This window comes from Bradyrhizobium sp. CCBAU 53340 (assembly GCF_015291645.1).
Classification (GTDB): Bacteria; Pseudomonadota; Alphaproteobacteria; order Rhizobiales; family Xanthobacteraceae; genus Bradyrhizobium.
The window spans coordinates 7,619,002-7,631,203 of the sequence record NZ_CP030055.1; the positions used below are offsets into that span (position 1 = coordinate 7,619,002).

10 protein-coding genes are annotated in these 12,202 nt (G+C 64.3%); 5 read left to right on the forward strand and 5 right to left on the reverse strand.

Translation table 11 applies throughout. The features are described from left to right. Nucleotides 1-26: 26 nt before the first annotated feature. The 3 genes from mtnA to XH89_RS36100 form a co-directional block, all read right to left on the reverse strand. Entirely contained in the window at nt 27-1,136 is a 1,110-nt protein-coding gene (gene mtnA, locus XH89_RS36090; RefSeq protein ID WP_194465023.1) for an S-methyl-5-thioribose-1-phosphate isomerase, read from the reverse strand. An 18-nt stretch (nt 1,137-1,154) separates the two neighbouring features. Next, nucleotides 1,155-2,030, reverse strand: a complete 876-nt coding sequence (locus XH89_RS36095; protein WP_194465024.1) for an S-methyl-5'-thioadenosine phosphorylase — start codon at nt 2,028-2,030, stop codon at nt 1,155-1,157. 259 nt (nt 2,031-2,289) lie between these two features. Further along, a complete protein-coding gene (locus tag XH89_RS36100) occupies nt 2,290-2,562 on the reverse strand; it encodes a phosphopantetheine-binding protein (RefSeq protein WP_194465025.1) in 273 nt (90 codons plus the stop codon). A 359-nt stretch (nt 2,563-2,921) separates the two neighbouring features. Here XH89_RS36100 and XH89_RS36105 point away from each other — a divergent pair, with 359 nt between their 5' ends. The 4 genes from XH89_RS36105 (at nt 2,922) to XH89_RS36120 (ending at nt 9,209) form a co-directional block, all read left to right on the forward strand. Continuing rightward, the gene (locus tag XH89_RS36105; RefSeq protein ID WP_194465026.1) at nt 2,922-4,139 is read left to right on the forward strand and encodes an acyl-CoA dehydrogenase family protein; all 1,218 of its coding nucleotides are present in this window, start codon (nt 2,922-2,924) and stop codon (nt 4,137-4,139) included. Between the two features lie 54 nt (nt 4,140-4,193). Continuing rightward, nucleotides 4,194-5,174, forward strand: a complete 981-nt coding sequence (locus XH89_RS36110; protein ID WP_194465027.1) for an amino acid--[acyl-carrier-protein] ligase — start codon at nt 4,194-4,196, stop codon at nt 5,172-5,174. A 116-nt stretch (nt 5,175-5,290) separates the two neighbouring features. After that, nucleotides 5,291-6,166 (forward strand): acyl-CoA acyltransferase, encoded by an 876-nt coding sequence (locus tag XH89_RS36115; RefSeq protein ID WP_194465028.1) that lies wholly within the window; start codon nt 5,291-5,293, stop codon nt 6,164-6,166. Between the two features lie 175 nt (nt 6,167-6,341). Then, on the forward strand, nt 6,342-9,209 hold the full coding sequence (locus tag XH89_RS36120) for a PAS-domain containing protein (protein ID WP_194465029.1): 2,868 nt from the start codon (nt 6,342-6,344) through the stop codon (nt 9,207-9,209). Here the strand turns inward: XH89_RS36120 and XH89_RS36125 are convergent, their stop codons facing one another. Then, nucleotides 9,210-9,674: a MarR family winged helix-turn-helix transcriptional regulator gene (locus XH89_RS36125; protein ID WP_194465030.1), complete on the reverse strand. Its 465-nt coding sequence runs from the start codon at nt 9,672-9,674 to the stop codon at nt 9,210-9,212. Between the two features lie 95 nt (nt 9,675-9,769). Here XH89_RS36125 and XH89_RS36130 point away from each other — a divergent pair, with 95 nt between their 5' ends. Then, nucleotides 9,770-10,138, forward strand: a complete 369-nt coding sequence (locus tag XH89_RS36130) for an antibiotic biosynthesis monooxygenase (RefSeq protein ID WP_194465031.1) — start codon at nt 9,770-9,772, stop codon at nt 10,136-10,138. 220 nt (nt 10,139-10,358) lie between these two features. Here the strand turns inward: XH89_RS36130 and XH89_RS36135 are convergent, their stop codons facing one another. Beyond that, nucleotides 10,359-12,053, reverse strand: a complete 1,695-nt coding sequence (locus XH89_RS36135) for a bifunctional diguanylate cyclase/phosphodiesterase (protein WP_194465032.1) — start codon at nt 12,051-12,053, stop codon at nt 10,359-10,361. Nucleotides 12,054-12,202: the final 149 nt, after the last annotated feature.

Genomic DNA, 12,202 nt, shown 5'->3' on the forward strand with positions numbered 1-12,202 from the left:
TGTGTTGATAGATCGCGTAACCCAAACTACTCCGCCGCAGCAGCAATGCGCTCCGGAAACGCTGCCGCCAGCGACGCGCGATCCGGCTTCAGCACACCACGCTCGGTGATGAGGCCGGTGACAAGCCGCGCCGGCGTCACGTCGAAGGCGTAGTTCGCGACCGGCGAGCCCTCCGGCACGATGCGCACGGTCTCCAGACGACCGTCGGCGGTGCGGCCGGTCATGTCCGTGACCTCCACCCCGCTACGCTGCTCGATCGGAATGTCGCGGATGCCATCATTGACCGCAAAATCGATCGTCGGCGACGGCAGCGCGACATAGAACGGCACGCCGTTGTCGTGCGCAGCGAGTGCCTTCAGATAGGTGCCGATCTTGTTGCAGACGTCGCCATTGGCGGCAACGCGGTCGGTGCCGACGATGGCGAGATCGACCATGCCATGCTGCATCAGATGCCCGCCGGTGTTATCCGGAATCACCGTGTGCGGCACGCCATGATGACCGAGCTCCCAGGCCGTGAGGGAGGCGCCCTGATTGCGCGGGCGCGTCTCGTCCACCCAGACATGGATCTTGATGCCGCGCTCATGCGCGAGATAGATCGGAGCGGTTGCGGTGCCCCAGTCGACCGTGGCGAGCCAGCCGGCATTGCAATGGGTCAGCACGTTGACCGCCTCGCCCGGCTTCTTCCTGGCCACGATTGCCTCGATTAGCGCAAAGCCGTTGGCGGCGATGCCGCGATTGATCGCGACATCCTGCTCGACGATCTCGTCGGCGCGCGCATAGGCCGCTTCCGCCCGCTCCACCGGATCGATTGGCGCGAGCGCCGCGCGCACCTCGTCCAGCGCCCATTTCAGATTGATTGCGGTCGGTCGCGCCACGATCAGCGTCTCATAAGCGCGCTTCAGGGCTACATCAGACGGATCCTCGCGCATCGCCAGCGCCATGCCGTAGGCTGCCGTCGCGCCGATCAGCGGTGCGCCCCGCACCAGCATGTCGCGGATCGCCACCGCCGCGTCCTCGCACGAAGTCAGCTTCGCGACGACGAACTCGTGCGGAAGCCGGCGCTGGTCGATCGCGCCGACCGACCAGCCGTCACGCTCGCGCCAGATGCTGCGGAAATGCTTGCCGTCGACCTTCATGGCGTCATGCCTTTCACTTCAAGCGCGCAGCACGCGCCCGGCCACCGCATCGAGCTTCTTCAAAAGCTCGGGATCGCGCGCCTCGGGCGCCGTGATCAGCGCGGTGTCGAGCGCGCGATCCGACCCGATCGGACACGGCTCATGCTCGCGCGGAAAATCCTTGGCCAGCCGCGCCACCAGCGCCTTGGCCTTGTCGGCGTTCGAGGTCAGCACGCGGATAATATCCTGCACGGTGACGGCGTCGTGATCGGGATGCCAGCAGTCGAAATCCGTCACCATCGCAACGGTCGCGTAGCAAATCTCGGCCTCACGGGCGAGCTTGGCTTCGGGCATGTTGGTCATGCCGATCACCGAATAGCCCAGCGTCTTGTAGGTCATGCTCTCCGCATAGGTGGAGAATTGCGGCCCCTCCATGCAGACATAGGTACCGCCGCGCGCAATCGCGATGCCCTCGGCCTCGGCCGCGGCTGCCAGATGGATGCGCAGCCGCGGCGAGACCGGGTGCGCCATCGAGACGTGGGCGACGCAGCCCTTGCCGAAGAACGAACTCTCGCGCTTATGGGTACGATCGACGAATTGATCGACGAGAACGAAGGTGCCGGGCGGCATCTCATCCTTGAAGGAACCGCAGGCCGAGAGCGAGATCAGGTCGGTGACGCCGGCGCGCTTCAACACGTCGATATTGGCGCGATAGTTGATGTCGGAAGGCGACAGCCGATGGCCCTTGTCGTGACGCGGCAGGAATACGATCGGTAGACCCGCGATGGAGCCGCGCCGCACGGGCGCTGAGGGCTCGCCCCAGGGGCTCCTGATCACCTCTTCGTGCGCGCTCTCAAGGCCCGGCAGGTCGTAGATGCCCGAGCCGCCGATGATGCCCAAAACCGCCTGCGTCATGCCTGCTCCACCCTGTCAGCGACCTCCGACATGGTTAAGCTATGCCAGTTTTGCGGCGAATTTGGAACGGGGGGTGCGGATTGCTATGAGAAGCGCGGGCGCTCGCCACTCACTCGGGGTCGTCCTGGCGAAAGCCAGGACCCATACCGCGAGGTCTATCGGCCGTGGATGGTGTCAGTCCCGAACGGCCAGTCGTCGTCAAACTTCTCTCCGGGAATGGGTCCAGGCTTTCGCCAGGACGCCCCCGAGAGCGACCGATTTAAGCCGCCGCCGCCAGGCGCAGCTGCGTCGCGACCATGCGTTCTAGCGTCTCGACGGACTGGAAGTTCTCCGGCGTGATCTCGGACTGTGGAATGGTGAAGTCGAACTCGGCTTCGACACCCAACATCAGATTGACCATATCCATCGAGGTCAGGCCGACATCGACGAGCTTGGCCTGCGGGGTGACATCGGCGCCAAGCGAGTTCTGTTCGAGGATGCCCTTGACCAGCTTGATGATGCGGTTGCGCAATTCGGTATCGAAGGCCTGCATCGGCGGATTCCCATCTATCTGTAAAACGATCGAGCCGGTTGCCGGGTACGATGGGCAAGACGGACCGATCCCGCAATGGGCGTCACCATTACTTCGCGTTTCTTAGTAAACGATGACTCAGATTGTCTGAAAATCATGCCGCTTCCAGTTCACTAACGCGATCGCCGAAATCCGGGGGATACGAAAAACCGGGTTTTAACTGTCCGTTCGGAATTGAGCTTCGTTTACCCTCTATTTCATCGACGAATTTGAATTAAATCCGTAGCCTCATCTTACAAGCAAAGATGGTCGGAGGATCGCTTATGTGGCATCGCGAATGATGCCGGCGATCCTGAACGACAAACCGGAGGCGGACGAGTATGAACGTGCGTGAAGCAGTCCTCACTGTCGACGAAACGCAGACGAACCTGCTCGAGCAGGGCCCCTCCTTCATCGAGCGCGCCGCCCGAACCGCGGCCGTAGCTGCGACCGATGCCGACGGCGTCGATCGCGACGCCCGCTTTCCTCACAAGGCTTTCAATACCGCGCGTGAGCAGAAACTGCTCGGCGTCATGATCCCGGTCGAGTTCGGCGGCTTCGGCGCCTCGATCTACGATGTCACCGACATCTGCTACACGCTCGGGCGCGCCTGCGCCTCGACTGCGATGATCTACGCGATGCACCAGACCAAGGTCGCCTGCGTCGTCAGGCACGGCCACGGCATTCCCTGGATGGAAACGATGATGCGCCGGGTCGCCCGCGACCAGTGGCTTCTCGCTTCCTCCACCACCGAAGGTCAGAACGGCGGCAACATCCGCGCCAGCGCGGCCGCGGTCGACCATGCCGGCGACACCATCTCGCTGGTGCGCGACGCCACCGTGATCTCCTACGGCGCCGAAGCCGACGGGCTCGTCACCATCGCCCGCCGTGCAACCGATGCGTCAGCATCGGACCAGGTGCTGCTGGCGCTCGCCAAGGACGATTATTCGCTAAAGCAGACGCAGGGCTGGGAAACGCTCGGCATGCGCGGCACCTGCTCGACCGGCTTCGAGCTGAAGGTCGATTGTCCCGCCGACCGCGTCTTCCCGGAAGCCTATGACAAGATCCACGCCCAGACCATGACGCCGTTCGCACATCTGTGCTGGTCGTCGGCCTGGGCCGGCATTGCCGCCGCCGCAGTGACACGCGCGCAAGCCTTTGTCCGCAAGGCGGCGCGTGCCTCCGGCGGCCAGATGCCGCCGGCTGCCGCGCACTTCACCGCCGCGAAGATGTCGCTCGCAAAACTTCGCGCGCTGATATCGGCCAATATCGACGCTTTCGCTCGCGCCGAGCATGACGAGCGCGCGCTCGGCTCGCTCGACTTCCAGTCCTCGATCACACTGCTGAAGGTGCAGGCTTCCGAGCTCGCGGTCGAAACCGTAATGCACGCGACGCGCACCGCGGGCCTTGCCGGTTACCGCAACGACGGCGAGTTCACCATGGGCCGCCATCTGCGCGACGTGTTGTCGTCGCCAATCATGATCAACAACGACCGCATCCTTGCCAACGCCGCCACCTCGACGCTGATGAGCGGCGTGCCGGCAAGCCTTCGCGACTGATTGCGTGGCGACTGAACCAACAAGAACAATTTTCAGATAGCAGGACATCGAACCATGAACATTGCCGTCCTCCCCAATTCGCCCGAGACCGCGCCTGAGATCGTCGATCCGCTCGATCATCTCGCCGACAAGCTGTTCCACCGCATGGGCTCGGACGGCGTCTATGCCCGCACCGCGCTCTATGAGGGCGTTGTCGAAAAACTCGCCGCACTCATTACCGACCATCGCGAGGCCGGCACCGAGGTGATGCGCTTTCCGCCTGTCATGAGCCGCGCCCAGCTCGAAAAGTCCGGCTACCTCAAGAGCTTTCCGAACCTGCTCGGCTGCGTCTGCGGCCTGCACGGCACCGAGCGCGAGATCAACGCCGCGGTGAGCCGCTTCGATGCCGGCGGCGACTGGACCACCTCGCTGTCGCCGGCCGACCTCGTGCTGTCACCCGCAGCCTGCTACCCTGTCTATCCGATCGCGGCGAGCCGCGGCCCGCTGCCGAAGGGCGGCCTGCGCTTCGACGTGGCGGCCGACTGCTTCCGCCGCGAGCCGTCGAAGCATCTCGACCGGCTGCAATCGTTCCGGATGCGCGAATATGTCTGCATCGGCACGCCCGATGATGTCGCCGATTTCCGCGAGCGCTGGATGGTGCGCGCGCAGAAGATCGCGACCGATCTCGGCCTCTCCTTCCGCGTCGACTACGCCAGCGATCCCTTCTTCGGCCGTGTCGGCCAGATGAAGGCGGTGAGTCAGAAGCAGCAGCAGCTCAAGTTCGAGCTCCTGATCCCGCTGCGCTCGGAAGAGCAACCGACCGCCTGCATGAGCTTCAACTACCACCGCGAACATTTCGGCACGACCTGGGGGATCCAGGACGCCAATGGCGAACCCGCCCACACCGGTTGTGTCGCCTTCGGCATGGATCGTCTGGCGGTCGCGATGTTCCATACCCACGGCACCGATCTCTCCGCCTGGCCCGCCAAGGTGCGGGAGATCATGGGCATGCCCTCGCACGTCGCGGCCGACGCCCATGGCGAAGGCTGGCGCTAGAGCATGATCCGGATCCGAAGGACCGCGTTAGCGAAAAGTGCGAAGCGGTTTTCCGGAAAGATCATCCTGAAACGATAGACCAAAAGAGGCCGACCATTACCACGGGCAAGACGAGCGTGATCCACACCAAGGTCCGATGCCGCGAGATCACCGAGTCCGATGTCGAAGCCATCGCGGACTTGCTGACGCGCGGCTTCGTCGGCCGCTCGCGCAACTACTGGATCCAGGGTCTGCGCCGGCAGGCATTCCGGCCGGTGCCGGACGGCTATCCGCGCTTCGGCTACATGCTCGACAATGACGGCGAGCCCGTCGGCGTGCTGCTGCTGATCTACACCACGCGCAAGGACGGCGAAGAGACTGCCATCCAGTGCAATCTGTCGAGCTGGTATGTCGAGCCGGCCTATCGCAACTACGCGCCGCTGCTGACCAAGATCGCGCAGCGGCACAAGCACGTGACCTATCTCAACATCAGCCCGGCGGTCTGGACCTGGCCGATCATCGAGACGCAGGGCTTTCGCGCCTATTGTCGCGGGCTGTTCTTCTCGGTGCCGGCACTGTCCCGCGCCCCGCGCTGGAGCAAGATCGAGGTCATCTCTCCGCACACCAAGCAGATCGAGGGCCTATCCGAGGCCGAGACCGAGTTGCTGACGCGGCATGCGCGCTACAATTGCCTCAGCCTGGTCTGCCGCACGCCGAAGGGCGTCTTCCCCTTCATCCTGCAAGCAGTGCGGATTCGCCGCGGTTTCATCGCACCGCCGGCGATGCAGCTGATCTACTGCCGCAGCGCCGCTGAATACGCCGCCTGCGCCGGGCGCATCGGCCGGCTACTGCTGCGGCTCGGCAAGATCTCGGTGATCGTCGATTCCAACGAGCCCATCCCCGGCCTTGTCGGTATTTATACCGAACGGCGCGGCCGCAAATATTTCAAGGGCCCGCATCGCCCGCGGCTGGCCGATCTCACCGATACGGAACTCGTGCTGTACGGGCCGTAGAGGCGGTACAAGCTTACGACACAGCGATCTGTCGCAGTTCCAGGCTTGGACTCTCTGCATCAGTAGTCACCCTCCGTAAACTACGGCGCTTAAGGGAATTTTCCCGCCTCTTCGCTACGCTCAGTGGCTGAATTACGTTGCGTTAAGTCTATTGCCACCGAGATCCGCTGATCCCATGATTTCGACCCGCGACAACGAGCTCGGTGCACGCCGCGAGCAAGGCCAGGAGGCCCTGCTATCGCTGAGCCAGCTTGCGCTCGATGGCATGGAACAGGGCGTCTGCGTCTACGACGCCGACAACCGGATCGTGCTGGTCAACCGCCGGTACATCGAGCTGTTCGATATGTCGCCCGACATCGTCCGGCTCGGAACGTGCTACCGCGACGTGCTCGCCCACAGCATGGCGCGCGGCAATATCCCAGCGGATGAGCTCGACGCGCTCTATGCTTCGCGGATCGCCTTGATTGCGGCTGGCGAGCCGTTCCAGACCCGGCAGACGCTCGCAAGCGGACTTGTCATCACCCTCGACCTGAAGCCGCTTCCCGGCGGCGGCTGGATGACGATTTGCGACGACGTCAGCCGCCTCGCCCGCCTCGAGACGGAGCTGAAACTTCAGACCGAGCGCAGCCAGCACGCGCTCGCGCACATGTCGCACGGCCTCATCATGTACGACGCCGAAGGACGCTTCGTCGTCTGCAACGAGCGCTTCCTGCAGCTCTACGATCTCGACCCGAACGTCTTGAAGCCGGGTATCGCGCACGAACCGGTCATCGATCACTGGCTGTCGCGCGGCAACCGGGCGGAGATATCCGGAGATGCGTTCCGCAACGCCCGGACGAACGACGTCCGAACGAGAAGCCCGAAGACCATTCTCGTGACCTGCTATGACGGCCGAAAAGTCCAGGCCGTATCCCGCTTCATGCCCGACGGCGGCTGGGTCACCGTGCACGAGGACGTCACCGAACGGCTGCAGCACGAGGAGACGCTGAAGCAGCAGAACCTGATGCTGGATGCCGCGCTCGAGAACATGGCGCATGGCCTCGCCTTCTACGACAGCGACATGCGCCTGCGCATCTGCAACTCCACCTACCAGGAGATCTATCGGCTGTCGCCCGAGGAGAGCAAACCAGGCACGCATCTCTCCGAGCTGATCGAGCGATCGATGGCGAACGGCGCTTTCTCCTCCCAATACAGTCCGCAGCAGATCCTCGAGGCCGCCCGCGCCCGGATCGCGAACCGCGACTCCTCGCCGATGCGGCGGAGCATGACCAACAACACGGTGATCTCCGTGCGCTACTGCGCGCTGCCGGATGGCGGCTTCGTTGCCACCTATGAGGACATCACCGAGCGCGAACGCGCGGTCGAGGAGCTGAGCGAGCAGTATCGCCGCTTCGACGCGGCGCTGAACAACATGAGCCAGGGCCTGTGCATGCTCGATGCGAACCTGCACGTGATCGTCTGCAACCGCCGCTACATCGAGATGTACGGCCTGTCGTTCGAGATCGTGAAGCCCGGCGTCTCGATGCGCGAGATCATGGAGCACAGCTGCGATCTCGGCATCCATCCGAACACGACCGCCGCCAAGCTCTACGCCGACTATGTCGAGCGGCTGCGCGAGGGCGAGCACACCCTGCACCGGCATTTGAGCGACGGTCGCATCATCAAGCTCAACCACAAGCGGATGGAGCATGGCGGCTGGGTCGTCACCTATGAGGACGTCACCGAGCGCCACAAGGCCCAGGCCCGCGTCGCGCATATGGCGCAGCACGATTCGCTCACCGATCTGCCCAACCGCACGCTGTTCCGCGAGAAGATGAGCGAGGGATTGAACCAGGTTGCGATCGCCGGCGGCGCCATGGCCGTGCTGTGCTTCGACCTCGACAATTTCAAGACCGTCAACGACCGGCTCGGCCATGCCGCCGGCGACCGGCTGCTGCGCTGGGTCGCGGCGCGGCTGAGGGAGAATGTCGGCGAGCACGATACCGTCGCACGCCTCGGCGGCGACGAGTTCGCTGTGCTCCAGCGCGGGCCGCAGCCGCAATCAGCGGAAAAGCTGGCGCGCCGCCTGGTCGAGATCATCGGCCATCCGCCGCCGCTGGAAAGCCAGTCGATCCATGTCGGCGTCTCCGTCGGCATCGCAATCGCGCCCGATCACGGCCTGGATGCCGACGAGCTGATGAAATGCGCCGACCTCGCGCTGTATCAGGCCAAGGCCAAGGGGCGCGGCGCCTATCAGCTGTTCGAGCCCGCGATGGAGGAAGCGGCGCGCAGCCGGCACGCGCTCGAGCACGATCTGCGCGGCGCGCTGGAATCCAACCAGTTCCATCTGGTGTTCCAGCCGCAGGTGCGGCTCGACACCACCGAGCTGACCGGCTTCGAGGCGCTGCTGCGCTGGAAACATCCCTCGCGCGGCTTCGTCTCGCCGGCCGAATTCATTCCCATCGCTGAGGAGAACGGGCTGATCGTCCCGATCGGCGAGTGGGTGCTGCGCCGGGCCTGCGCCACCGCCGCCTCATGGCCCGGCGTCACGGTCGCGGTGAACCTGTCGCCGGTACAGTTCCGCTCGCGCGGATTGGTGGCGATGGTGACGAGCGCGCTTGCGGAAGCCGGCCTGCCGCCGCAGCGGCTCGAGCTCGAGGTCACCGAGACGGCGCTGCTCGATGACAGCGAGGCCACGATCGGAATCCTGCATCAGCTTCGCGCCCTCGGCGTGCGCGTCAGCCTCGACGATTTCGGCGTCGGCTATTCGTCGCTGAGCTATTTGCGCAAATTTCCGTTCGACCGCATCAAGATCGACCGCTCCTTCGTCGGCACGCTCGGCGAAAGCCCGGAGAGCGTCGCCATCGTCCGCACCATCGCCAGCCTCGGCTCCGTGCTCGGTGTCGAGACCACGGCGGAGGGCGTCGAGACGGTCGAGCAGCTCGACTTCGTCCGCGAATGCGGCTGCACCGCGGTGCAGGGCTATTACTTCGGCAAGCCGTGTCCGGCCGCCGAGGTCGGACGCACCATCGAGACGCTGAACGCAGTCCGCCGCGTGGCGTGATCAATCCTCGCCGGCCCCTTCAAGCCGATCCCGCAGGATGCCAATCACACGGTGGGCCGCCTCGATCTCCTTGATCGACAATCCGTCCGCGAGACCGTTAACCCACGGAATCTGCGAGCGGCCGGCAGCATCGTAGACCTGCCTGCCCCTGTCGGTGAGCACCACGAGCTGCGCCCGGCGATGATGCGGATTGGTCTCGAACGCAACGAGACCATCCCGCTCAAGGTCGTTGACGATACGCTGCACATTTTGGCGGTTGCCGCCAAGATTGCGTGCGAGCCAGGCAACCGGCTCGGGGCGCTCCGCGCCGACAATAGCCCCCAGGATCTGCCAACGCGCACTGGTGAGGCCGAGCGGTGCCACCAGCCGGTCGCCGGCGGTCAACAGCAAACTATTGGTCCGGAACAGGTCGAGAATGAATCCGGTCAGAGCCTCGCCAGCTGGGGTCCGCTTGGTCCTGCTCATTTGTTTCTATCTTTCCTTATTGACATTATGATGTCATATCTCTATGTCACACATTGTCGAATTGACATGATGATACCAAATAACGGAGTGATGTCATGCCTCAAATGCGTTCCCTTGACCCCGTCTTCCCTATCGACCGCCAGATCGCACTCGATACCGGTCCCGTGGTGCTGGTGAACCTGTTCACGCTCGACCCGGCTGACGAACACAGCTTCCTGGCGAGCTGGCAGGACGATGCTGCCTTCATGAAGCGACAGCCGGGTTTCATCTCCACCCAGCTCCACCGCGCCGTCGGCGACAGTCCGACCTATCTCAATTATGCGGTCTGGGAATCCAACGCGCATTTCCGCGCGGCGTTCACGGCCCCCGAATTCCGCGCGAAGATTGCGGACTACCCCGCATCCGCCGTCGCAAGCCCGCATCTGTTTGAGAAGGTCGCCGTCGCAGGCATTTGCGTGGCCTAGTTGCCTCTTCGTCGTTGCCAGCGAAGCGAAGCAATTCAGACTACCGCCGCTGAGAAATTCTGGATTGCTTTGCCACGCTCGCAGTGACAAGAGGGGGGTCGAGCCGACAAACACTATCGCAGAGTGGGCAAAGCGAAGCGTGCCCACGATTTCTTTCTGTCGCATTCGGAGCGATATGGTGGGCACGGCGCAAGGGCGCCTTTGCCCACCCTACGAGACCTCAGCTTGCCGCGGGCAGTGCGTTGTCCGGCGGCGGGCACCACGGACGATCGGCTGACGCAAGCCCGATCAGGCGGCCCTGGATGTAATCGCAGCCCCAATCGCGCAGCAGGGTGGCGGCTTCCTCGTCCTGCACCCATTCGGCCACCGTTTTGATATCGAGACGGCGGGCGAGGTCGATCAAGGTCTGCACGAAAGCGCGATCGTCGGCGGAGCGGGTGACGTTCTGCACGAAGGCGCCGTCGATCTTGACGATGTCCACGCCAAGCTTGCGCAGATTGCGGAACGAGGTGTAGCCGGCCCCGAAATCGTCGATGGCGATGCGGCTGCCGAAATTCTTGAGGCGGCTGACAAAGGCGCGGACGTCGTCGATGTCCTGGATCGCGACGGTCTCGGTGATCTCCACGATCAACCGTTCGGCGACGCCGGGATGGGCGCGCATCAGCGATTCGATTCCGGCCCACCAGTCCGGATCCATGGTCGTGTCAGGCGATATGTTGAGGCTGAGCCGGACGTCGGGCGCGGCCGCAAGCTCGGCCACCACCAGCTCAAGCACGCGATGATCGACCAGCCTGATAAGACCGAGCCGTTCGGCGACCGGCACGATGTCGGGCGCGAGCAGCACCTGGCCGTCGCCCTGGTCCATCCGCACCAGGCATTCGTGGAACGCGCCCTCGCGGGTGGCAGCCGAGACCACCGGCTCATAGGCGAGCTTGATACGGCGCTCGTTCAGCGCGGTGACGATCTCGTCGGTGACGCGGATGTTGACGCGGCGCTGGGCGTCGCGCTCGGCGTTCGGACGCCAGGCGGCGAACGAGCCGGCGCGGCGACGCTTGGCGGCATCCAGCGTCTCGTGAGCGCGGTTGACCGCCTCATCCGTGCTGCGGGCATAACGCGGCAGGCTGACCGCGCCGATCGAGACGGTGACGGATACGGGCCCCGACTTGGTCGGCACCACCTCATCGCGGACGCCGCCGAGAAAGCGCTCGGCGGCGACATTCATGTCGTCAACGGTGCAGTTCTTCAGGATCAGGCCGAACTTGTTGCCCGAAAAGCGCCCGAGCACGTCACCACCCCGCAGCCGGGCGCGAATGCGCTTGGCGACGTCGAGGATCACGGCATCGGCCACGTCGAAACCGAAGGCGTCGTTGACGCGGGCGAGATGATCGATGCCGACCAGCATGAAGGCCGCAGTCGAGCGAAAACGGCTCGTCTCCTCGATCGCTTCGGCCAGCGCCGCGATCAGATGAGAGCGATTGAGCTCGCCGGTGAGCGGGTCGAGCCGGGCAAGCCTGGTCAGTTCCTCGTCGCGGGCGTGCCGCTCGTTGTTGATACGGACGGAGCCCATCGCGCGCATCGGGCGACCATCGGGGCCGGCGAACCAGCGGCCGGTCTCTTCGATCCAGATCACCGGATTCGACGCGCTCATGCGCACGCCATATTCGACCCGGTAGGGTGTGCCGCCGGCGCCGTGCACGGCTGAGGTCTGCGCCAGCGCGGCGCTCCGCAGCGTTTGCTCGGGCTCGATCAGCTTGGCGAACTCGGCGCCGGTCGCAAGCCGCTCGGCGGGGATGCCGGGGAAGACTGCGCCGGCCTGCTCACCCCAAACGATGGCATCGCTGGCGAGATCCCAGACGAAGACGGCCTGGCCGAGGGCGGCCAGGATTTCGGAGGCTTGCGGCAATGCTGGGGTCAAAAGCGCCTCGTTTCGGGACAGCGGGGAGTCCTGAGCCGGCACAGAATACGGCCAGATTCGCCCGAAACCCTAGGCAAAGTTCATAAACAATTTGGAAACCACGTTCCCGGGCGCCCTGAAACGGAATACGCTCAGCCGGCATGGGCCTT